The following is a 23247-nucleotide window of genomic DNA, read 5'->3' as shown; positions in this document are numbered from 1 at the left end:
TTGCCCAACTAGGTCGCAATAGGGCGCGTTTTGGGGGGTCTAAACGCGCACAAGTGCGACCTAGTTGGGTTCGTTGGCGTCGATCTCGGCGAATACTTTCTGCGCCGTTTTGAAGGCCGAGTTGGCCGAGGGCACACTGCAATAGATTGCGGTCTGCAGCAGGATTTCCTTGATTTCATCCCTGCTCAGGCCGTTGTTGAGGGCCGCCCGGACGTGCATCGCGAGCTCCTCCCAGTGACCATGGGCCACCAGTGCCGTGAGGGTGACGGCGGAGCGCATTTGCCGGCTAAGACCGGGCCGCGTCCAGATGCCGCCCCAGGCGATCCTGGTGATCATGTCCTGGTAGTCCTCGGTAAAGGAATCCTTGTTGGCGTTCGCACGGTCCACGTGCTCATTTCCCAGCACTTCGCGGCGGACCACCATGCCGGCGTCGTAAATGTCCTGCGCAGTCGCTTGCGGCTGCACGGCACCGTTCCGCTCGGCACCGTTTTGCTCAGTTGAAGAGCTCATCGTCCGTTCTCCTTCATGAAGGTCCGCATCAGCCCGGCCACAACTGCAGGCGCCTCCGCTGGCGCGAGGTGACCGACGCCGTCGAGCGTTTCAACAACGGCAAATCCGCCGCCGGCGGTGACACCGGCGACAACAGCTTCAGCGAACGACGGCGGCGCAACCGAATCCTCGACGCCGGCAATCGCCTGGGTGGGGACGGTGATGCTGCCGAGTTGCTCGCGGACGTCGAACCCGGCGAGGGCTTCGCAGCAGAACGAGTAGCTGAAGCGATCCGCGTCGCGGAGTGAGTGCAGGAGGCGGCTGCTGATTTCCGGCTGGCGGTCCATGAACCCGGCAGCGAACCAACGCTCGGCGGAGCCCTGGATCATCACAGGCGTCCCCAGTTGGCGCACGGTTTCAGCGCGCTCCAGCCAGCCCTCAGGCGTGCCAATCTTGGCGCCGCTGCACTGGACGGACAGGCTACGGAGACGGTCGCCATGCTTGATGCCGAGTTGCAGGCCGACTGTGCCGCCCAGCGAAACGCCCGCGTAGTGGAAGTTCGCGCCCGGGCTCACAAGGTCAACAAGATCGACGACGGCGTCAGCCAGTTCCGCGATATCGAAACCTTCCGTGGCAGCTGGCGAGATGCCATGGCCGGGGAGGTCCCAGCCGATGACGTCGTACTCATCACCAAGCAGCGCTGCCGTTTCGGTCCAGAGCACGGTGGAGGTGCCCAGCGATGGACCGACCACGAGGAGCGGCTTGGCTCCCAGTTCGCGCTGCGGGGATAGCAGCACGGCCTTGACGGCTGGCTTAGCCACGGGTGGCTCCTTTCGATGAAGATCCAGTGAAGTCCGGGTAGGCGGCGAGAATCCGGCGGCTTATTTCGGCAGCTTCACCGAGGTAGCTCGCAGGGTCCAGGAGCGCTTCGAGTTCGGCGTCGGAGAGCTTGTCCGCGGGGACGGTTTCGCGCAGCAGCTTGGTGTAGATACGAGACTGCTCGGCGGCAGGAGCCTTGAGCGTTTCGTCGACGACGGCCTGCAGCTTCTGCTTTCCATCCGCACCCAGGAGAGGCGCGACGGCGGCCGCCACACCTTCGCTGAGAAGCAACGGTCCCGAGATTTCCAGGTTGCGGCGCATGGCCTCGGGGAAAACGCGGAGGCCTTCGGTGAGTTCGCTGACGTGACCTGCGGCCCCCAAGGCCAATGCGAGCAGCTGACGCAGGGCCGGCCATTCGCTGTGCCAAGCACCGTCCGGGCGCTCATCGTTGAAGGTTGCCGCGGCGAGGTGGAGCTGCGATGCGAGGGCTGGTGCCTGCAGCGCCGCACTGCGGACGAGCACGGACAGTACGGGGTTCTGCTTTTGCGGCATGGCCGAGGAGACCCCTCGTCCGGCGGCGAGCGGTTCGCCGAGTTCGCCCACTTCGGGCCTGCTCAGGAACAGCAGGTCCGCGGCGATCTTGCCGAAGGAATCAACCAGTGCCGCAAGTCCATCGCCCAAGGATGTGACGGCCAGTCGGTTGGTGTGCCATGGAGCAGGAGCCGCTGCAAGGCCAAGCTTCGAGGCCAAAGAATCCGCCAATTCAAAAGGCGTGGTCTGCGAGGAAGCAGTCAGTTTGGTCCCCGAAGCCAGCGTTCCTCCGGCACCGCCGAACTGAACAGGCAAATGAAGCGACTCCAGCCGGGCAGCTGCCGCAGCAACCCCTTGGAACCACTGCGCAGCCCTGAGCCCGAAGGTGTACGGAAGCGCATGCTGCGTCAGGCTCCTCCCGACGCACAGCGTTTCCGCATGCTGTTCCGCCAAGGTGGCGAGCGCCGTCGTCGTTCGCTTAACGTCAACGAGCAATGCAGAAACGGCGCGGCTGGCGAGCAGCATGAGGGCGGAGTCGAGGACGTCCTGGCTGGTGAGGGAGGTGTGCACGGCGCTTGCCGCTCCCGAATCCTTGGATTTCACCTTGGCGCGCAGGTCACCAAGCAACGGAATCACAGGGTTGCCCCCGCCCTGGGCGCGTTCCGCCACAGAAGCGACGTCGTAAGAACCGGGATCAGCGGCTTCGGCCACAACTGCGGCGGAACCAGCAGGGACGAGCCCCGCTTCCTCGAGGACGGCAGCCCAGGAGGCCTCGACGTCGAGGATTGCCGCGATCACGGCACGGTCGCCCGTCAGCGCCGCGACAGCGGGCGACGCCGACACTGGGCTAAGGAGGCCGAAGTCGCCGTCGGTCATGGCTGTGAGTCCGCGTTGACGCTGGTCTCGAGTGAACCGTCCTGCTGGAAGTCCAGGAACACGGTCTCGTCGCCGCCCTGGAGCCGGATGTCCCAGGTGAGCCCACCGTCGGGGTCGCGGCGGGCGATGAGCGTCTTGCGGCGTTCCGGGTCCAGGGAGCTCAGCAGCGGGTCGTTGGCCAGTGCTTCCACGTTTTCCGGCAGGTAGACGCGGGTGAAGAGGCGGTTCATGAGGCCGCGGGCGAACACGGCTACGGAGATGAACGGCGCAGCGCCCGGTTTCGTGGGGCCGGGGTTGACCGTGGTGAAGGTGTAGACGCCGGAGTTACCGACCGAGCCGCGGCCCCAACCAGTGAACGTGTAGCCGTCGCGGACCAGGGAGCCCGTGCGCTGGACGATGTTGCCGTCGGAGTCCGGCTGCCAGATCTCAAGGATGGCGTCCGGGATGGTGTTGCCGGCGCCGTCGTAGACGGTTCCCTGCAAGCGGATGCTTCCGGTGCTGCCCGGAGCCAGGAGTTCGTTGTCCTTGTTAAAGGGAAGGGCGTAACCGTAGAAGGGTCCGACCGTCTGGCCCGGTGTGGGTGTCAGCTTGCTCATGTGCTTACTCCTCGTCCCCGGCGTCGCCGAATGCTTCGTTTTCCGTCCAGGTCCGCTTGGAGCCGGTCAGGATGATGTCCCACTTGTAGCCGAGGGCCCATTCGGGACTGGTGAGCTCATGGTCGTACTGTGCCACGAGGCGGTCGCGGGCGTCCTGGTCCACGATCGACTGGTAGATGGGATCCAGCGGGAAGAGCTGATCGCCCGGGAAGTACATCTGGGTGACGATGCGTTGCGTGAACTCCGAGCCGAACATGGAGAAGTGGATGTGGGCCGGGCGCCAGGCGTTCAGGTGGTTCTTCCACGGGTAAGCGCCGGGTTTGATCGTGGTGAAGCTGTACGAGCCGTCATCGCCAGTGATGCAACGGCCGACGCCGGTGAAGTTGGGGTCCAGCGGGGCGGGGTGCTGATCACGCTTGTGGATGTAGCGGCCGGCTGCGTTGGCCTGCCAGATCTCCACGAGCTGACCGGCGACCGGGCGGCCGTCGCCGTCCAGGACGCGGCCAGCGACGATGATGCGCTCACCCTGCGGCTCGCCGTTGTGCTGGATGGTCAGGTCCGATTCCAGCGCGTGCACATCCTGGTGGCCGAACGCGGGCGAGTAGAGCTCGATGGTTTCCGGGTCCGCGTGGTGGAGGTTCTTCGTCGGGTGCCGCAGGATGCTGCTGCGGTACGGTGCGTAGTCCAGGCGCGGCATGGTCTCCGGCGCCTTTCCGTTCTTCAGGGCCTCCGCATAGCGGTCCCCGATGCCCTTCATCTCAGCACTGAGATCCGCCTGGGTTTCCACTTTCCTGGAATCATGCGCTGCATGTGCCTCAGCGGGAGGCACGAGCTCCTCGGATTCGAGCGCTTGTGCAGAGTTGACTTGTGCAGTCTGTTCTTGCGGCACAGCCGGCTCCTTTCGATGGGTTGGATTGTTGCTTCAGGGTTTATGACCGGTGTAGCGAGTCGTATTGGACGGCGTGGCGAACCGGTGCATTGGGCGCTCCATAGCCGTCGTAGTTGCCGCGGCGTTCCACCATTTCGAAGAACACACTGCCAACCGTGGCGGTGTAGAAGTGGAGGAATTCTCCGTTGGCGTCCCGGTCGTAAAGGAGGTTGAGCTCCTTGAGGGTTGCCAGGAAGCCGGGTTCGAGGTCGAAACGGGCGTCCAGGTCCTCGTAGTAGTTGGCCGGAATCTCCAGGAATTCAAGGCCACGATCGCGTGCGGAACGGGCCGTTGCCACGAGGTCTCCCACGGCGAAGGCGATATGTTCCTGGTAGGTCTTGCGTGCACTCTGGGCCTGCTGCGCCGGTGCGAGATTCAGGACCAGCCTTACCGCGCCATTGCTGGTTTCCATGACCTGCGAGCGCACCAGGCCGCTGGGGCTTGGGACCTCGGCGAAGGGCTGTGGCTCCAATGCCAGGGCGCTGGTGTAGAAGAGAACGGCTTCGTCGAAGTGCTGCCAGGGCTGGGCGAGGTTCACGTGATCAATCACAGCGTTCCGCGGCGCTGCGGAGTGCTCCAGCCCCTCGCCGAACTCATGCGTCCACGCAGCGGTCCCATCCGGGCTGCCCTGGCAGAGGAAGATTTCGGTGGAGTCCGGCGCGGAGATGCCTTGGAAGACTTCCTCATCGGCTTGGACTTTGCGGGCAACCACCGGCGCCTTGAGTTGCTGGGCGCGAGCGGAGGCAATCACTGGAGAGTCGACGTCGAACCCCAAAGCGGCGATAGCTGGTTCCGAGTGCGACGCCGCTTGCTCGTTGATGATTACGCGAGCCTGGCCCATGGTCCACAGCTGGACGTCTTTGGTGCGGTGGCGACCCTCGAATTCGAAGCCGAGCTGGCCAAGGAGCTTCTCGAGCTGCGCGGTGTCGTCGGCTTTGACCTCGGCGAAGTTGAAGCCGGCGGGCTCGTTCACCTTGGGCAGTGTTGCCAGTTCCATGGGATAACGACGCCGGGAGGCGCCACCGTTGATCGACTCGCCGTCCGCGGAGGTGCCCGCCAGCCACTTGGCGCTCTGCTCCTCCAGCCAGATCAGGGAGCGCATGGCATCGACGGCCGTCCGCTCGGTGTCCGACTGACGGAAAACATCGTTGAAGACCTCAAGGGAAACCGGGCCCGTGTAGCCGGCCCGGACCACGTGGCCCATGAACTTGGCGAGCTCGAACTGCCCCTCGCCCGGGAACACCCGATAGTGCCGGCTCCAAGAGAGTACGTCCATGGAGAGCTTGGGGGCGTCGGCAACTTGGACGAAGAAAATCTTGTCCGCGTTGATCTGCTCGATCGGCGCTGTGTCCCAGTCGCGGGAAAGGATGTGGAACGAGTCCAGGCACGTTCCGAGGTTGGGGTGGTCCACCATCTCGACCAGACGGTACGCGTGCTCGTAGTCGTTCACGTACTTTCCCCAGGCCAGGGCTTCGTAGGCAACTTTGACGCCGTGATCCCCGGCCAATTCCGCGAGTTCCGCTAGCTGGGAGGCGCGGAGTTCGTCGTCGTCGATCGTTGCAGTAGCGACGTTGGAGCAGACCAGGATGGTGTCCATACCCAGGCGTTCCATCAGGTTGAACTTGGCCTCGGCCCGCTTGAGGTTGGCCTTCAGCAGGTCCGGAGTGACGCCGTCGAAATCGCGGAAGGGCTGGTACAGATCCAAGCCGAGGCCAAGATCCGCAGCCATTTTCCGTACTTCCTCGGGACTCAGGGGCGAAGTGACGAGGTCCTGCTCGAAGATTTCGATGCCGTCGAAGCCCGCGATGGCGCAGGCCTGCATCTTTTCTTTCAGCGTGCCGGACAGGCAGACCGTTGCGATTCCGGTGCGCATCAGTGACCCGCCCTTGCCAGAGCCGGGGCTTCGGTGGCGGCAAGCGCATCCTCGACGGCGATCAGCTCAAGGAAGTGGGCCCGCATTCGGTTGCGATCGGCGTCGTGGCCCGTGAAGAGCCGGAAGGCGTCGGCAGCCTGACCGACCGCCATGCGTCCGCCGTCGAGAACCTTGCAGCCCTTGGCGCGCGCTTCGCGGACCAGCTGCGTCTCGATGGGGCGGTAGACGATGTCCGCAACCCAGTGCCGCGGTTCCAGGAGGTCGATGTCCAGCGGCAGCCCGGGGTGGGCGGCCATGCCGATCGGGGTGCAGTGAACCAAACCGTCGGCGAGGGGCATGATCTGCGGGAGCTCTTCTGTGCTCCGAGGCGTGACCGTGGCGGCCGGGAAGAGTTCGCCAAGTTCGGCGGCGCGCTCTGCGGCCCGCGCCGGGTCCATGTCCACCAGGTCCAGGGTGCCGACCCCTGCGGTGAGCAGGGCGTAGGCGACGGCGGAACCCGCACCGCCCGCACCCAGCTGGACCACGCGCTCCAGCTTCGCACCGGGGAGTCCGTCGGCGAGAGCCGAGCCGAAACCTGAAAAGTCGGTGTTGTGGCCGATGAACCGGCCGTCCTGGATGAGGACTGTATTGACGGCACCCAGGCGACGGGCGTCGTCGGAAATTTCGTCAAGGTGCTCAAGGACCAGCTGCTTGCACGGGTGCGTGATGTTCAGTCCGTTGAAGCCCATGCGCTGGGCCGCGGTGAGGAGATCCCCGACGGCGGTGGCCGGCAAAGCCAGCTCCAGCAGGTCGATGGGGCGGTACAGCAAGCGAAGGCCCTGCACATCGGCTTCGCGTTCGTGCATGGGCGGAGTCAGCGACGGCATGACGCCTTCGCCAATCAGGCCCACCAGAACGGACTCGGCTCGGTTGCTCATCCTAAAGCTCCTTTGACTTCAGCACCCCTGCTTTTGGCACTTTCTGGGGCGCCAACTGCCCGGGTGTCTTCCAGATTACTACAAGTGTTCATATTCCGCACGCTTGTTCTTATCGCGAACAAACGCGATGTGCTGACCCAACCGAGTCGCAGTTGTGCGCGTTTAGCGGCCTCAAAACGCGCTTAAGTGCGACCTAGCTGGGCTAACGCTGGGGCAGGCGGGCCGCGAGTTCAGCCGCGGCTTCCTGCAAAGTGGGGACGTGGGCAATGAGCTCATCCATGGTGAGACGAAATACCGGAACGGCCGTGGCGAGGGACGCAAAGGCGTGGCCTTGGGAGTTGAGGACCGGTACCGCGACCGCGCGCATGCCGATCTCGTTTTCTTCGTCCATGACCGCGTAGCCCTGCCGGCGCACTTGCTCGATCTCCGCCCGGAATGCAGCCCGATCGGTAATGGAGCGTTCAGTGAGAGGCTCCAAAGGCAACTCTTCGAGCAGTCGTTCGCGTTCGGCGTCGTTCTCAAAAGCGACTATCGCCTTACCCACGGACGTCGTGTGCAGCGCACCAAGATGGCCAGGATCGCTGGTGACGCGGAAGGTCTTGGGGCCGTCCACCTTATTGACGGTCAGATGGTGGTTTCCGTCGCGCACCGAGAGGATGGTTGCTTCCTCGGTCCGCTCCGTAACGCGCTGGAGCACAGGAAGGGCCGTTGCCGCGAAACCGTGGTGGTTGGAAACCCGCTGGCCCAGCTGGAAGACCCGCAATCCCAGATGATACCGACGTCCGTCGGGCTCGTAATCCACAAATCCGTCGCGCGTCAGCGAACCGAGCAGCCGGTACGTCGTGCTGAACGGAAGTCCCGCACTCCTGGCCAGATCCGCGGCGCTCGCACCCTTGGGCTCATTCCCCAGCAATACCAACAGGCCCAGGGCCTTGCCGACCATGTCGGTCTTTGTGTCCTCTTTCACACTCATGCTTAGATGCTCTCACATCGTGAGAGCTATTTCTAGATAGTGGGGACAAGTCTTGACAAGTGACCCCAATCACGGCCACTATTGCTGTATTGCACAAGTAGCTCTCACCATGTGGTTACTTTGGGATTGATCCGGCCGCACCTCGCTCTGGTCTTCCCGCAGAAGCTAGATCCGCGACATCGTCGTCACAGAAGGAACACCATGAGCCACACAATGCCGTCAGCGACGCCAGGCACAGTTACGCCAGCAGGAACCCCCAAGAAAGCCGCACTCGCCAGCTTCCTGGGAAGCGCTGTGGAGTACTACGACTTCTTCATCTTCGGCTCCGCCGCCGCCTTGATCTTTCCGCACGTGTTCTTCCCGGACGCGGACACCAACGCAGCCATCATGTCCTTCGCGACCTTCGGCTTCGCCTATGTTGCCCGTCCTGTAGGCGCCGTCATCCTGGGGCACTTCGGCGACAGGATCGGCCGGCAGAAGGTCCTCATGTTCACACTGGTCCTGATGGGCGCCGCCACCTTCGTGATCGGCTGCCTCCCGGACTTCAAGACCATCGGCTGGTGGGCTCCCGTCCTGCTGGTACTCGCCCGCCTCGCCCAAGGTCTTTCGGCTGCCGGCGAGCAGGCCGGTGCCTCCTCAATGACGCTGGAGCACGCTCCGGACAACCGCCGCTCGTTCTTCACCTCGTGGACGTTGACCGGCACCCAGGGTGGCCAGATCCTTGCAGCCCTGGTGTTCATTCCAGTTCTCGCGCTCCCGGACGAGGTCAAGTACGGCATCGGCTGGCGCATCCCGTTCTGGCTCAGTGCAGTAGTTGTCATCGTGGCCTACTTCATCCGACGCACCCTGCACGAGCCGCCGGCATTCGCAGAGGCCAAGAAGAACAACCAGATCGCCAAGCTGCCCGTCGCCGACCTCCTCAAGCTGCACTGGCGCGACGTCCTCCGGGTTGTGTGCTGCGCCTTCATCGCCGCCGTGAGCACGGTCTTTGGAACCCTGGCCATCAAGTACGCCCAGGACGTGGCCCACGTCAGCGGCACCATCACCTTGTGGCTCGTTGTAGTGGCCAACATTGTGGCCCTCGGTACCCAGCCGCTCTTCGGCATGCTCGCCGACAAGATCGGCCGGAAGCCCGTCTTCATCTACGGTGCCGTAGCCAGCGCCATCATGACCCCGGTGTTCCTGCTGACCCTCGAATCCGGCAACGTCCCGCTGATGTTCCTGGTGTCCGTTGTGTTCTTCTCCTTCGGCTACGCAGCCGCCAACGCCGTATGGCCGTCCTTCTACGGCGAAATGTTCAGCACCAAGGTCCGCTTCTCCGGCCTGGCCATCGGCACGCAGCTCGGCTTCCTCATGGCAGGCTTTGCTCCGACCATCGTCACGGCCCTGGGCGGCACCAAGCCTGGTGGCTGGGTCCAGATCTCCATCTTCACGGCAGTCATCTGCGTGATCGCAGCGGTCTCGGCCATGACGGCCCGCGAGTCAGCAAAGGTCCCGACGGCGGAACTCGGCTTGCACAAGTAAGGCCCGCCTCGCGGAAGGGGCGCCCGCGCTGAAATCGCCGGAAAACCTCCAGTTCCGCTGGAAGTTTCCCGGCGATTTTCGCGCATTTCCAGCGAACTGGTGTCGCCGACGCCGGCAGGACCTACCGCGGATTCAGCACCACTGGCATGAACTTCCCGGCACCCGTTCCGGAGTACATCAGCAACGTGCCGTCCCCGGCAACTCCCACCACGGAGGGGTCCCCAGTACCCGTAAATCCGTTGCCGAGGGCAGCGATGCTGGAGAACATGTTCCACCCTGAACCGAGGTTGGAGCGCGCAAGGAAGCCGCCAGAGCCGTTGCCCGGATAGAGCCAAAGCCCGCCGTCACCGGTTCGGCCAAGGAGATCTTCCCTGCCGTCGCCGTTGAAGTCACCGGCCTGCAGGACCAGGTTGAACATGTCCCACCCGGTGCCGATCTGCTTGCGGGCAAGGAAGCCTCCGGAGCCATTGCCGGGGTAGACCCACAACACGCCGTCGCCGGATTGGGCAACGATGTCCGGCTTTCCGTCACCCGTGAAATCGCCCGGGGCCAGCAACTGCTCGAAGCCTTGCCATCCGGTGCCGATCTGTTTACGTGCCAGGAACTGTCCCGTGCCGTCCGTCGGGTAAAGCCACAGTGTCCCGTCGGAAGCCCGGGCCACAAGATCGGGGTGCGAATCGCCGTCGAAATCTCCCGCACTCAGCACGGACGTGAACTGGCCCCAGCCCCACCCGACTTGAACACGCGGAAGGAAGCTGCCCGATCCGTTGCCCGGGTAAAGCCACAACGCGCCGTCGGTTCCGCGCGCCAGGATGTCGGCGGCAGCATCGCCGTCGAAATCGCCTGCTTCCCAAACCTGACGGAACTGGTTCCATCCGGTCCCGATCGCAAGCCGATCCGCGAAGCCAATGCCGTCACCTGGATAGAGGGTCATGCCCCCGCCCGCTGCAGCGGTCAGGACGTCCACCCGCTTGTCACCTGTGAAGTCCCGGCCGCCAACGATGTCACCTACCCCGTTCCAGCCAGTTCCGACGGCGGCACGCGGCAGGAAGCCGCCCTTACCATCGCCGGGGTAGACGTAGAGCGTGCCGTCGCTGGCCCGCGCCAGCAAACCCGGGGCACCGCCGCCGAACGAACCTGATGCTGCGAGGCTGCTGAAGGAATCCCAGCCCTGGCCGATCTGCGTTTGGGCGAGGAAACCACCTGTGCCATTGCCTGGATACAACCACAGGCGCCCATCCCCACCGGCGGCGATCAGGTCGCTCCGGCCATCGGCGTTGAAGTCCCCCGCCGCGACCAACTGCGTGAAGCCCTGCCAACCAAATCCGATCTGGCTCCGGGACAGGAATCCGCCCTTGCCGTTGCCGGGATAAAGCCACAATGCGCCGTCGCTGGTTCGGGCAAGGATGTCCGCGAAGCCGTCACCGTTGAAGTCCGAGGTCCCCAGCACGGCGTTGAAAATGCCCCAGCCCGAGCCGATCTGCACGGAATCATCAAGCCGGTTTCCAGGGAGGCCCCTGAACAAGAGCAAGGACCCGTCGGCTTCGCGCGAGATGACGTCGGCCAGCTTGTCGCCGTCGAAGTCGCCCGCAGAGAAACGCATGCGTGCCTTGAGTTTGGGATCGGCGTTGATGGTTACGGTCGCCGAGGTTGTGGAGACAGAGTTGATGGTGACCTGGGTGCCCGTGTACGTGGTGAAGGTGCTGCCGGCTTGCCACGCGTGATTCGTGGCGTAGTACTGCTCCTGGAACGGGATGGTGGATGGCATGAGGATCAGCGAAGACGCGATGGTAGCGCCGCCGCGCTGGACGATCTTGACTCCCCTGTTGCCGGCTGGCCTGCCCTCGTCCCCAAGGTAGCTGTCGTACCCCACCGGCTGCCTGAGTTCCAGGTAGTACACCTCTTTGCTGACCGGGTCCGTGAACTTGATGGCGCGCTGCGCGTCCGCGCCACCCCATGGCTTGAGCGTGTAGCTTTTGACGCCGGTGGCCACCCCGACATCGCGGATTTCGTCGCCGCGGCCCAGCCCTGCGTAGTCCCAGAAGCTGGAGCTCACCACCGGTTGGGCGTACTGTGCCGCGCCCATGAGGTCCGTGGTGTCTCCGTATTCACGGATGTAGCAGGAGCTGTCTGTGAACCGCCCGGTGCTATCCACGCCGACGTCGGATGCGCCGCTATAGCACTGCAACGCATCGGCGTGCATTAGTCCGATCACGTGCCCGAACTCGTGGCTCATGACGTTGTTGGAGAACTTGCTGATTTGCGGCATCAGCACCCGCCCGCTGTAGCTGCCACTGCTGTAGCCGACGCCCAGGGCATTCCCGGAAAGCGTGGACGTCGGAATAAAGATCACCAGCGCCGTGTAGGGGCTTGCCGTCCATTTCAACTCGCTGGTGATGGTGGACATGATGGTGCTGTAGCTGTCGGTCGACTTGGCTTTGGATTGGAATCCGGAGACCTTGCTGTCCACTGTCATGGACAGCTTGTTGTCCGTCATGGCTTTCCAGTAGCTGCTGGTGGCCCCAACAGTCTGCTCGGCCGCTGACATGGAGACCGGGTTGGTGTTATCGGCAAGTTTGGCCGTGACCAATCGAACCCGGATATCGCCATTGGGGCTGGTTGCTGCTGCCCCCTCGCCGAGAAGGGATTCGACGTCGGTGATCTCGCCACTGCTGGATGGCGCCTGTCCGGGTGGCGTCTCAAAGACGTGCTCCGAATGCGGTGTCCCCTCAAAGAACCGTACGTTCGGATTATCCGGTGTGGGTTCCGGCACTGCCGAAGCAGGGGCCTGGACGAAAAACAGGCCGGTGGCGAAAACCACCAAGCCTGTGGACACCGCGATTGCACGTCGCAAAAAACCCATCAAATCTCCCGGGGACGGAGTCTGTGGTTCCTGTGAGTCTCAAGAACCGTGTTCAGGTTACCGTCGCGCCCGCGCGGGTCCGCGGAAGCAGCCACAAAGCGAAGGTGAGTCCTGCCGCCGGTTGCACCTATCGCCGTCGGACGTCACCCGAAACGCAAGCATCCCGGAATGCTAACCGGACCCTAACCACGCCGAAATACTCCGGCAACAATGCCCCGCCACACTGGAATAGCCGGCAAGTGCAGGCACCAGCTCCAGTTCAGGAGGACACCATGCTGAAGGAAGTCACTACTCACACAAAACGTATACGCGCGATCAGCCAGCTCCACCGCGGAGACGAGATCGAGGCCCGCATGTCCGTTGGTCCCGCTTACGATGACGTGGTCATCCGCCGCGGACGGGTCCAGGAAACAGCGCCTGGAATCGGCGTCGTCTGGATCATGGACCACGTCTCCGGGATGAGGAAAGCCATTAATACCGACGAATGCAGTGTTTGGCGCGTCGCCTGAACCCCGGCTTGACCCCAAATACCCGCTTAGCCGCCGGCCACGGACTGGATAATCAAGACCTCCTGACCGGCCGCAACCTCCGTATCAAGACCTTTCAGACGCCGGACCTCATCGCCGTTCACGTAAATATTCACGAAACGGCGGAGGGCACCGGTTTCATCACGCAAACGCCTGGCCAGAACCGGATATTCTCCGGTTACCGAGTCCAGCAACTGTCCAACGGTCACAGCCCCGTCGGCGGACGCAGTCAGATAGGACTGTCCGCCGACGAGTGGCTGCAGGACACCCGGCAACACCACCGTAAAGTCAGCCACAACGGGCCTAACCAGGCACCGGAGCGCTGGCTGATTCTTCCCGCGCCCCGCCACTGCGGCTTCCAACCACGACGACGGCGGCACGCACGCACAGTACGTCCGGCAAGTGCGAGGCCACTTCAGTAAAGGTCTCGCCCTCGTCGGCGCTGGCGTAGACATCCCCGCCGCGGGTTCCGAAGTACACGCCAGTCGGTTCGGCAGTGTCCACGGATGCGGCATCGCGAAGCACAGCGTTGTATTCGTGGTCCGGCAGACCGGTGTGAAGCTCTCTCCACGTTCCGCCGGCATCCTCGGTGCGGTGCACGCTGAGCTTGCCGTCCGGTGGGATGCGTTCGCCGTCGGCCTTCAGTGGGATGACCCAGGCTGTGCCCTCGCGCCGGGGATGGGTCAGCATCACGAAACCAAAATCCGCGGGCAGTCCCTCTGCGATGGAGTTCCAGTTCTCGCCGTCATCGTCCGTGCGGTACACGCCATGGTGGTTCTGCGCGTACAAACGGCCCTCGACGGCGGCATCCGCAGCAATCTTGTGAACGCACTGGCCAAACTCGGGATTGGGATCAGGCATGAAGTAGGCCGAGATTCCCTTGTTGCGGGGCTCCCAGGAGGTCCCGCCGTCGAGCGATCTGTAAACGCCGCCCGTGCTCATAGCTACATGGACCTTCTCGCCGGACGGATCCACCACGATCGAGTGGGCCGCCGCGCCACCGTACCCCGCACCCCACTCGCTGCGGTGGGGGTGGTCCCAGAGCCCGCGGTTCAACTCAAAGTGCTCGCCGCCGTCGGTTGATTTCCACACTGAAATCGGTTCGCACCCGGCCCAGACCACGCCAGGGCGGGACTCGGTGTCCGGGTAGATCTGCCAGATGCGTTCCAAGGCAGCGTCTGCACCGTCCGGGAACTTGATGGCGCCCTGCTCGGGCTCGGTCCAGGTGGCGCCCAGGTCATCGGAATGGGCGACGGTGGGTCCCCAGTGCTCCGAACGCACCCCCACCATGATCCTGGTCTTGCCGTCCCTGGTGTCTATCCCGATGCTGGGGATCTCGCTCATCAGGAAGTGCGGGCCGGAGAGGGACCACTCCTTGCGATCCGGGCTGGTTGCCAGCCACAAACCCTTCTTGGTCCCAATCGCCAGGACATAACTTTCTGCGGTATCTGCGGTAGCCATGAACCCCATCGAACCATCAGGGCGCATGGGTGGCAACGGGTTCCTTGGAGCATGTGGATAACCGCCCTGGTTTGAAGCCGACCATAGACGAGACTCGCGTCACGTTTCGGCGCTCCGCGCACTAGATATTCGTGAAGGTGTGTTTCAACCGGGCAACCCTTCTGTTCGCTGGCAAGCGCGCCACTGAACTGGGTCACTTTAGATTGGGGAAACAGATGAAAAGGCTAGACAGCATGAGCGATAGGGCCACTTCCATTAAGAACTATGGCTACACCATCAGTTGGTGAGTTCGTGAGTATATTTGCGCAATCCCTAGTTCGACTGTTCGGGGGGAACGGGTAACACATGACTATTGATTCAGCACGAAAATCTCAAGGTGTAGGTCAGCGCCCAAAACGCGGATTGAAGGCTTTCACAAAAGCTTCTGTGATAGCTGTCCTGCTGGGGGGCACGCTCGGATTCGGTGCGGGCGCCGCATACGCCACGAATACGCAGAGTCTAATCGGCCAGTTCTCGACCGGTGGGAGGACATACCAAACGTTGGCCGCGCTTGATACCACGTGGGACGGCGGTCGCGGGAAGGCGGCATCCTTTATTTACGCCCAAGGAGGTGACGTCCCCGTCGGCTGGATTTATGCACGCGGCCGTGCCTTTATTGGTGGAAACTTCTGCGATGAGGGGTGGGATGTTTACAACGACATAGTCGCCCACCAGCTTGATAACGGTGTGTGGCTTTCATGCGGCTATGGGGCCTACCAGTCCTATGGAGTCGTCGGTGCCTGGAACGGCAACGGCTACAACTACTACTACACTCACTGGACACCGGCAGCCTACGGGGGACTCTAGGCATGAAATCATTTACTCAGCATCGCAAGGCCTTTGGCGTCGCGGCCACTACCATCGCTATTGCAATCGGCGGTGTTGTCGGGTTTGCCATCACCACGGCAAATGCCGGGGCACCGACTGTCCAAATTGAACAAGGAGACAAGGTGGACTTCCCCAAGAACGCGCGAGGTGAGACCTACGGGTCCGCAATGGAGGCGCGGACACCGGCCGACGAACCAGATCTCATCAGATCCGTCGGGGACGACGGAAAGATCGGCTATCTAAAGAAGGCTGATCTGGATCAGGGAACACCTAAGTCGCCGGAAGAAGCCATTCAGATGCAGAATGCTCGGAAGGACGGCGCTGGCCGCGTCTTGAAGCTCTACGCTGAAGACGGCACGACTGTCATCAGTCAACGCACAGTCGGCAAAGCCGCACCGTAGGATAGGTACAGATAGACGAATCCGTTTGACGTAGGCAGCCACCCTTCGGCGGCAGGGTGGCTGCTTCGTGTTGTCTGCAGTTGGCGTCTGACGCATCGGGTTCATTGGTGGCTAGCGTGGACGCCAGGCTCGGGCACCGGCCCGCCGAGAAAGGCAACCACCCGCCGTCGTAGTACACGGAAACACTCCGTGCTGTGTCACACCCCACCCGTACTCTGTCTATATGGCCCGTTTTGCCCTTGACATTGATTCCGTCCCCCGCCGTGCCCGTTCCCAGTCCCTTCTTGACGCGGTGAACCAGCGCGTCGTCATCGCCGATGGCGCGATGGGCACCATGCTGCAGGACCGGGAGCTGTCCCTGGACACGGACTTCCAAAATCTTGAAGGCTGCAACGAAATCCTCAACGACACCCGCCCGGACGTCATCGCCGACATCCACGACGCCTACTTTGCCGTGGGCATCGACGCCGTGGAAACCAATACTTTCGGTGCGAACTGGTCAAACCTCTCGGACTACGGCATCGATGACCGCATCGCGGAGCTGGCGTACAAGGGCGCGAAAATCGCCCGCGAACGCGCCGAGGCAGCTGAAGCGACGGACGGCCGCGAGCGCTGGGTCCTGGGGTCCATGGGTCCGGGCACCAAGCTCCCCAGCCTCGGCCACACAAGCTACGACTACCTCAAGAAGACCTTTGCCCTGCAGGCCGAGGGCCTCATCGACGGCGGAGCCGACGCCTTCCTCATCGAAACGAGCCAGGACCTCCTGCAGACGAAGGCCGCCGTGAACGGTTGCAAGCAGGCGATCGTTTCCCGCGGCGTCCGCCTCCCCATCTTTGTTGAGGTGACGGTGGAGACCACGGGAACCATGTTGATGGGTTCCGAAATCGGCGCTGCACTCACCGCCTTGGAGCCGTTGGGCGTCGATGCCATAGGCCTGAACTGTGCCACGGGTCCGGATGAGATGAGCGAGCACCTGCGGCACCTCTCCAAGCAGTCCTCTGTCGCTATCGCCTGCATGCCCAACGCCGGGCTGCCGATCCTCGGCGCGAACGGCGCGCACTATCCGCTCTCCCCCACGGAACTCGCCACTGCGCACGAGCAGTTCGTGCGTGAATTCGGCTTGGGTTTGGTGGGCGGCTGTTGCGGTACGACGCCGGAGCACATGGCCGCCGTCGTCGAACGTCTTGAGCCCTTCCGCAGCAACGTCAACACGCCCGACGCCGGGACCGTCTCCGGCAGCGCGAAAAGCGCCGGCGGCCGGGTACCCACCGAGCGGGAGGCCGGCGTCGCGTCCCTCTACCACCACGTTCCGTTCGACCAGGAGTCCGCTTACCTTGCCATTGGTGAGCGCACCAACGCCAACGGTTCCAAGGCGTTCCGCCAAGCAATGCTGGAAGAGCGCTGGGACGACTGCGTGGATATTGCCCGCGAGCAGGTCCGGGTCGGCGCGCACCTGCTCGATGTTTGCATCGATTATGTGGGGCGCGACGGCGTTGCGGACATCAAGGAGATCGTCTCGCGTTTCGCGTCGGCCTCAACCCTCCCGTTGGTCATCGACTCCACAGAGCCGCCTGTGCTGCAGGCCGGACTTGAGCACATCGGCGGCCGCCCCGTGGTCAACTCCGTCAACTACGAAGACGGCGACGGCCCCGACAGCCGCTTTGCGCGCATCATGCCGCTTGTGAAGGAACACGGCACGGCCGTGATTGCCCTGACAATCGACGAACAGGGCCAGGCCCGCACCACCGAAGGCAAGGTGGCCATCGCTTCCCGCCTCGTAGACGCGTTGGTGGGCGAATGGGGAATGCGCGTCGAGGACATCATCGTAGATGCCCTGACGTTCCCCATCGCCACGGGCCAGGAAGAAACCCGCCGGGACGCCATCGAAACCATTGAGGCCATCCGCCAGATCACCACGAAGTATCCTGGCATCCAGACCACCCTCGGCGTCTCGAACGTGTCCTTTGGCCTTAACCCTGCGGCGCGTATGGTGCTGAACTCGGTATTCCTGCACGAGGCCGTCCAGGCGGGCCTGTCCAGCGGCATCATCGACGCCGCGAAGATCGTCCCGCTTGCATCGCTGCCGGATGAACAGCGCAAGGTGGCCCTGGACCTCGTGTGGGACCGCCGCGAGTACGACGCCGACGGCAACGTCACCTATGACCCCTTGGCCATCATGCTTGACTTGTTCGCGGGCGTGGACAGCGCCGCGCTCAAGGACCAGCGCGCCGCGGAACTCGCTGCACTGCCCACCGGCGAACGTCTGCAGCGGCGCATCATCGACGGTGAAGGCAAGGGCCTCGAAGAGGACCTCGACCTCGCACGCAGCGAAGGCATGACCCCGCTGGGCATCATCAACGACCAACTGCTGGAGGGCATGAAGGTTGTTGGTGAGCGCTTCGGCGCCGGCGAGATGCAGCTTCCGTTCGTGCTGCAATCCGCTGAGGTGATGAAGAACGCGGTCGCACTGCTCGAGCCGCACATGGAGAAGTCGGATTCATCGGGCAAGGGCACCATGGTGATCGCCACCGTTCGCGGCGACGTGCACGATATTGGCAAGAACCTCGTAGACATCATCCTCACCAACAACGGCTACAAAGTGGTCAACATCGGCATCAAACAGGGAATCGCCGAGATCATTGCCGCCGCGGAGGAGCATGACGCCGACGTGATCGGGATGTCTGGGCTGCTGGTGAAGTCCACGGTCGTGATGAAGGAAAACCTTGCCGCGCTCCAGTCCCGGGGCCTGGCGAAAAAGTGGCCAATCATCCTTGGCGGTGCGGCACTGACGCGCGCCTACGTGGAGCAGGACCTGGCAGAGCAGTTCGAAGGCACCGTCAGGTATGCCAAGGACGCTTTTGAGGGCCTCTCCCTCATGGAACCGTTGGTGCAGGTGGCCCGCGGCGCTGACCCGGACGCGGTCGGCCTCCCGCCACTGAAGAAGCGGATCCACAAGAGTGGCCCGAAGTTCACGGTGACCGAACCGGAGGCAATGCCCGGCCGGTCCGACGTCACCGCCGAAAACCCTGTCCCCGCTCCCCCATTCTGGGGCACGCGGATTGTGCGCGGCGTCGCACTGCACGACTACGCTGCTTTGCTCGATGAGCGCGCAACCTTCATGGGCCAGTGGGGGCTCAAACCTGGGCGCGGCGACGACGGCGCCTCCTACGACGAACTGGTGGAACTTGAAGGGCGGCCCCGTCTGCGGTACTGGCTGGACCGGATCCTTGCCGAGGGAATGCTCGACGCTTCGGTCGCCTACGGCTATTTCCCCGTTGTGTCCGAGGGCGAACAGGTGGTGGTGCTGCACCACGGTGAGGACCACGACGGCGTCCTCGGCATCCCCGGTCTGCTCGCCCCTGATGGTGGCTCAGGCGGGCCAATCGGCACAGAGCGGCTGCGCTTCGACTTCCCACGCCAGCGCCGGGACCGGCATTTGTGCCTCGCCGACTTCGTGCGCTCCCGGGAATCGGGCCAGATCGATGTCCTGCCGATCCAGCTGGTCACTGCGGGCTCAAAGATCGAAGAAGTGACTTCCAACCTGTTCGCAGGAAACCACTACCGTGACTATTACGAGCTCAATGGCCTGGTCATGCAGCTCACCGAGGCACTGGCTGAAGTCTGGCACGCGCGGATCCGTTCCGAGCTGGGTTTCGCGGCCGAAGAGCCGAAGGACAAAGCCGGTTACTTCAAGCTCGACTACCGCGGTGCGCGCTTCTCCCTGGGATATCCGGCCTGCCCGGACATGGAGGACCGCCGCAAGGTCACGGAGTTGCTGAAGCCCGAACGGATGGGCGTGATCCTCAGCGATGAACTCATGCTCCACCCGGAGCAGTCAACGGATGCTTTCGTGTTCCACCACCCGGAGGCCAAGTACTTCAAGGTGTGAGTTGGTGAGGGTCTGTGGTTTGGGGGTGTTGGGGACGGCGGTCATTCTTCATGCCCGTCTTCCTGGACCCCGCGTCCTCAGCCCGGGTAGTTCGAACGCCCGGGCCGGAGACCGGCTTCGCCCGCCTGAACGCGGCGAGGATGGCCCGGCCCACCACGGTGATTCCAACGATCGTAGTGATGGCACGCAGGGTGTCCCATCCCGCCGTCGAGGTCAAAAGGGAGTACAGCAGGAAGCTGCTGAGGTTCGTGGCCAGTGGGGCGCCGGGCACGTACGAAATGCCGGTTCCGGCACCGACGGCGAACGGCCAGAACCACAGGTTGGTGAGCAGACCGAAAACGTAGGACGCCACGACGCCATAGCCGCAAAGCATCCATAGTTCAGCTCGTCCGCGAACCCTGCGCGGCAACAGGCCCGCCCCCGCCGCCACCCATGCGCAGGCGAAGATCTGGAACGGCGACCAAGGGCCTATGCCGCTCCACAGTGCACTGGAGACCGCGATCGTGGCCGCGCCAAGGAGCATTCCGAATCTGGCACCGAAGGCGCGGCCGGCCAGGATCAGCAGGATGAACACTGCTTCGACTCCCCCGACGCCGGTGCTCGCCACGCGAACTGCCGAACCGACGGCGGCCAGGACGCCCAGCAGGGCCACGGTGTGTGCGGAACGGACCGAGCCGTCGAGGGCCACGACAATGCCCACAACGGCAAGCGGTGCAATCGCCAGGGCCGCGAAAGGCACAGCCGCGGCCGCATCCTCGGGCAGGGCCGCCGCGAGCAATGGCCAGCAGAACGCTCCCAGGGCCAAAACGTTGGCAGCCGCGAGAATCGCGATCTCCAAGGCCCGTGGCAAACGGAGGTGGTGAGCCCTCTTTGGGGTAGCAGCATTTGCCGATCGGGGGTCTTTTGCCCCGTCGATGAACTGGGAGGCCTCAAGGTTCTGGATGGCTCCGGGCTGCTCCGCTGCCGTGGGTGTGGAGGTCGCCGGGCCGGCGTCGCTATCGGATGGGAGTACGGCTTCGGTTTGGGGGGCAGGCGCCACGCCGTCGTCCATCTGCACGATCCGGGCGCCCAGGCCGTGGGCGAAATCGAGGTCATGCGTGGCGATCAGGACGGCCGCGCCGGTGTCCGCCAATGCGAGCAAGGCGGCCGAGACTCCTGCGCGGGCCTCCGGATCGAGCCCACGGGTGGGCTCATCAATAAGGAGGACCTGGGGATCATCGGCGGTCTGCAGGGCGATGGCGAGGATACGGCGCTCTCCGGCCGACAGGTCCCGCGGGTGCTCGTTTCCTATCGGAATCCGGACGTCACCACGCAATCGGGCCAGGCGTGCCGCTGCCGGTTCTGACACGGTCCTGTCCAAGCCATTCCCGCCGGATTTACGCCGGGCGCGCGCTTCGCGTCGATCGGCCGCCCGGAGTTCGGCAGCCACCGTGTCCCGCGTGAAAAGGTCGTCAGAGGCGTCCGGAACCAAGGCGACCCGGCCGCCGTCAACAGTGCCGCTGGTTCCTTCGCCGAGCGCGAGGGCCACCAGGAGCGAGGACTTCCCGGCCCCGTTGGGGCCGACCAAGGCACCCACTTCCCCACGGCCCAGGGCCAGGGAGGCTTCGCGGACGAGCGGCTTGCCGTTACGGTGCACCGCGAGCTTGGTCGCAGTCAGCACCGGCGGGTGTTCCGGTGACGGTACGGACGCCGGTGACTGTACCAATCCCGGTGACTGTACCAATCCCGGCGTCACTGCCGGCGTCGGTCGGATCCCGCCCGGGCGCGAAGGTGCTGGCGCCGCACCTGCAACCAAGCCGCCGTCGTGAATCCTCCACCACGAATCGGCGACAGGCAACAGCGGCTCCGCCCGATGCTCAGCCACAATGATGCAGATGCCGGATCCATGGGCGAGGGTGTCGAGTACGGCTATGACGCGGGCGCGGGCCGTGGTGTCCAGGTCAGCAAGCGGCTCGTCAACCAGGAGCAGGGCCGGGCGCTCCACCACGGCGGCGGCGATTGCCACAAGCGTTGCTTCGCCGGCCGAGAGGGAGTTGAGGTTCCGGTCCAGGAGCGCAGACACTCCAATCCACTCCGCGACCTCCACCGTGCGGGCCCTGGCGATGGCGGGTGCAACGCCGCGCAGTTCAAGGGAAAGCGAGATTTCGTCTCGTACGCGGGTGCTGGCGAAGGCCGCGCGCGGGTTTTGCAGGACAACGCCTACGACGCCGGCAGTATCACGCGGCGGTGCTCCGGCACGGTCCACTCCGGCGACACGGACCGTGCCAGTGAGTTCTCCGCCGTCGACGTGTGAAAGGAGTCCCGCTACACCCCGCAGGATGGTGGATTTACCGGAGCCGGTGGGTCCGGTAACCACCGTTACGGTCCCGGGGTCTGGCTTGAGGTTTTCGACCTGCAGCCGCGTATCGCCGATGCGGAATTGGGCGTTCCTGATCTCAAGGGGCAACCCGGGATCGCTGGCGGGTTGGTGAGCCGCCTTGCTCCCGAAGCCGCGTAATTCCAAGGCTGCGGCCACCCGGCTCGCGTGCTCAAGCGTTCGCTCAAGTACGGGAACAAGGGCTCGCGGGCCCAGGCGTTCACCCCGCAGCCGGAAGGCCAAGCGGACGGAGGCAACGGCGTCGGCGAGCGCGGGGAGCGCAGCCCAAGCCACCACGAGTGTGCGGGCTATGCCCTGGAATGGACCGCCGCGGGCCAGCCGCATGAAGCCCCTTGCCACGTCCACGAAGGAGTTGAGCAGTCCGAAGGCGAAGATGATCCCCGCAATCGGCAGGGCTGAAGCAACCGCCTCCCACAAACCAGGCGATGTTACTGGGCCGAGGAAGACCACGTGGGCGTATGGGGCGGGCAGCCGCACCGACGGCAACTCCAGCAGCACGGGCCCAACGGTGCCCGCGCCGTTGAAAAGGATGCGGTAGATGACCCGCGCCGCTATGAACACGACGGCAAGCGCCGCGGCAGCGCGTAACGGCGCGGGTCGAAAGGTCATGCCTTGGGTGCGGCCGGTGCGCCGTCGATGGTGTACAGCAGTTCTAGGCTCTCACCTGGCTTCACCTGTTGGGTGGCGAGGCCTTCCTGGGCGTAGGCCCAGTCACCGGAGGCGGGCTTGACCCAAATGGACCAGTAGGCAAAGGCCGCGGGCATCTTGCTGCATTCTTCGCGGTATGTGCCGCCCTTGTGGGTGATGTCGAAGTCGGCAGCCGGCACGCCGTTGACCCGGCACACCAGTTCGGTGGGGTACTGGGTGGTGCCTTCGGTCTTCACCTTGGCCTCATCGAGCACCTTGGCAGCGGTCGTCGGCGCATCCACTGCCACGCAAACGGTCTTGTCGGCGGCGGGTTGCTTCAGGGCGCCGGAATCGACAATGACCTTCACGCCGCCGCAGGGCCCGGCAGCAGTGGCTGAGGCGCTTGCTTCAGAGGCGGAAGCGCTTGGCTGGGTGGTGGCCGGCGTGGAACAGGCGGCGAGGGTAATCAGGAGACCAGCGGCGGCGAGGGAGCTCGCGGCGGCCGTGCGGATCTTGGAAAAAGTCACGATCCAAGGGTAGGACGTTGCTTGGCTGGATTTGGATGTGCCGGGTTGTGTGACGTTCAGTGGCGATGCTCTGGCGCTGAGACGCTCAACAAATCTCGAAGAAATTGTTGACAATTGACAGTGGCCGATTTAGATTCATAGTGAATGAAAAACCTCCACTCGCTCGCATCAGAAGGCCCATT

At 63.9% G+C, this 23247-nt stretch carries 18 protein-coding genes; 5 read left to right on the top strand and 13 right to left on the bottom strand.

The genetic code is table 11. The annotated features are described in order from the left end of the window. Positions 1-60: 60 nt before the first annotated feature. The 8 genes from pcaC to AC6I97_RS03150 form a co-directional block, all read right to left on the bottom strand. A complete protein-coding gene (pcaC, locus tag AC6I97_RS03185) occupies positions 61-510 on the bottom strand; it encodes a 4-carboxymuconolactone decarboxylase (protein ID WP_224092914.1) in 450 nt (149 codons plus the stop codon). After that, positions 507-1310, bottom strand: a complete 804-nt coding sequence (locus AC6I97_RS03180; protein ID WP_497944035.1) for an alpha/beta fold hydrolase — start codon at positions 1308-1310, stop codon at positions 507-509. The genes pcaC and AC6I97_RS03180 overlap by 4 nt, the downstream gene beginning before the upstream one ends. Beyond that, positions 1303-2715, bottom strand: coding sequence for a class-II fumarase/aspartase family protein (locus tag AC6I97_RS03175; protein ID WP_497944034.1), 1413 nt, complete (start codon positions 2713-2715; stop codon positions 1303-1305). Before AC6I97_RS03175 ends, AC6I97_RS03180 begins: the two co-directional genes overlap by 8 nt. Then, the gene (gene pcaG, locus AC6I97_RS03170) at positions 2712-3311 is read right to left on the bottom strand and encodes a protocatechuate 3,4-dioxygenase subunit alpha (RefSeq protein WP_497944033.1); all 600 of its coding nucleotides are present in this window, start codon (positions 3309-3311) and stop codon (positions 2712-2714) included. Before pcaG ends, AC6I97_RS03175 begins: the two co-directional genes overlap by 4 nt. Before the next feature lie 4 nt (positions 3312-3315). Continuing rightward, complete coding sequence (gene pcaH / locus AC6I97_RS03165) at positions 3316-4200, bottom strand: protocatechuate 3,4-dioxygenase subunit beta (RefSeq protein WP_224165814.1); 885 nt, start codon at positions 4198-4200, stop codon at positions 3316-3318. A gap of 40 nt (positions 4201-4240) precedes the next feature. After that, the gene (locus AC6I97_RS03160) at positions 4241-6112 is read right to left on the bottom strand and encodes a bifunctional sugar phosphate isomerase/epimerase/4-hydroxyphenylpyruvate dioxygenase family protein (RefSeq protein ID WP_497944032.1); all 1872 of its coding nucleotides are present in this window, start codon (positions 6110-6112) and stop codon (positions 4241-4243) included. Next, complete coding sequence (locus AC6I97_RS03155; protein ID WP_497944031.1) at positions 6112-7029, bottom strand: shikimate dehydrogenase; 918 nt, start codon at positions 7027-7029, stop codon at positions 6112-6114. The genes AC6I97_RS03160 and AC6I97_RS03155 overlap by 1 nt, the downstream gene beginning before the upstream one ends. A gap of 202 nt (positions 7030-7231) precedes the next feature. Next, positions 7232-8002: an IclR family transcriptional regulator gene (locus AC6I97_RS03150; protein WP_224165817.1), complete on the bottom strand. Its 771-nt coding sequence runs from the start codon at positions 8000-8002 to the stop codon at positions 7232-7234. 201 nt (positions 8003-8203) lie between these two features. Between AC6I97_RS03150 and AC6I97_RS03145 the strand changes: the two genes are divergently transcribed. Further along, positions 8204-9526 carry an MFS transporter gene (locus AC6I97_RS03145; protein ID WP_497944030.1) on the top strand — a complete coding sequence of 441 codons (1323 nt, stop codon included), beginning with the start codon at positions 8204-8206 and terminating at the stop codon, positions 9524-9526. 121 nt (positions 9527-9647) lie between these two features. Here the strand turns inward: AC6I97_RS03145 and AC6I97_RS03140 are convergent, their stop codons facing one another. Beyond that, the gene (locus AC6I97_RS03140; RefSeq protein ID WP_224165819.1) at positions 9648-12389 is read right to left on the bottom strand and encodes an FG-GAP repeat domain-containing protein; all 2742 of its coding nucleotides are present in this window, start codon (positions 12387-12389) and stop codon (positions 9648-9650) included. 272 nt (positions 12390-12661) lie between these two features. On the opposite strand from AC6I97_RS03140, the gene AC6I97_RS03135 reads away from it, so the two are divergent. Further along, on the top strand, positions 12662-12898 hold the full coding sequence (locus tag AC6I97_RS03135; protein WP_224092898.1) for a hypothetical protein: 237 nt from the start codon (positions 12662-12664) through the stop codon (positions 12896-12898). A gap of 26 nt (positions 12899-12924) precedes the next feature. On the opposite strand, the gene AC6I97_RS03130 is transcribed toward AC6I97_RS03135, so the two are convergent. Next, the gene (locus tag AC6I97_RS03130) at positions 12925-13212 is read right to left on the bottom strand and encodes a MoaD/ThiS family protein (RefSeq protein WP_216924633.1); all 288 of its coding nucleotides are present in this window, start codon (positions 13210-13212) and stop codon (positions 12925-12927) included. Between the two features lie 7 nt (positions 13213-13219). Then, positions 13220-14386 (bottom strand): WD40/YVTN/BNR-like repeat-containing protein, encoded by a 1167-nt coding sequence (locus AC6I97_RS03125; protein WP_224093953.1) that lies wholly within the window; start codon positions 14384-14386, stop codon positions 13220-13222. A gap of 531 nt (positions 14387-14917) precedes the next feature. Here AC6I97_RS03125 and AC6I97_RS03120 point away from each other — a divergent pair. The 3 genes from AC6I97_RS03120 (at position 14918) to metH (ending at position 19534) form a co-directional block, all read left to right on the top strand. Then, entirely contained in the window at positions 14918-15223 is a 306-nt protein-coding gene (locus AC6I97_RS03120) for a hypothetical protein (protein WP_224092895.1), read from the top strand. Positions 15224-15225: 2 nt separating this feature from the next. Next, entirely contained in the window at positions 15226-15645 is a 420-nt protein-coding gene (locus tag AC6I97_RS03115) for a hypothetical protein (protein ID WP_224092893.1), read from the top strand. A gap of 223 nt (positions 15646-15868) precedes the next feature. Continuing rightward, complete coding sequence (metH, locus tag AC6I97_RS03110) at positions 15869-19534, top strand: methionine synthase (protein WP_497944029.1); 3666 nt, start codon at positions 15869-15871, stop codon at positions 19532-19534. Here metH and AC6I97_RS03105 read toward each other — a convergent pair. Both AC6I97_RS03105 and AC6I97_RS03100 read right to left on the bottom strand, forming a co-directional pair. Further along, positions 19524-22520, bottom strand: coding sequence for an ATP-binding cassette domain-containing protein (locus tag AC6I97_RS03105; protein WP_497944028.1), 2997 nt, complete (start codon positions 22518-22520; stop codon positions 19524-19526). The genes metH and AC6I97_RS03105 overlap by 11 nt on opposite strands. Beyond that, positions 22517-23065, bottom strand: a complete 549-nt coding sequence (locus AC6I97_RS03100; protein ID WP_497944027.1) for a hypothetical protein — start codon at positions 23063-23065, stop codon at positions 22517-22519. The genes AC6I97_RS03105 and AC6I97_RS03100 overlap by 4 nt, the downstream gene beginning before the upstream one ends. Positions 23066-23247 lie beyond the last annotated feature (182 nt).

This window comes from Arthrobacter sp. TmtSoilC48 (assembly GCF_059739425.1).
The sequence above is the reverse complement of the archived record's forward strand: the minus strand, read 5'-3'. Positions and strand labels throughout refer to the sequence as shown.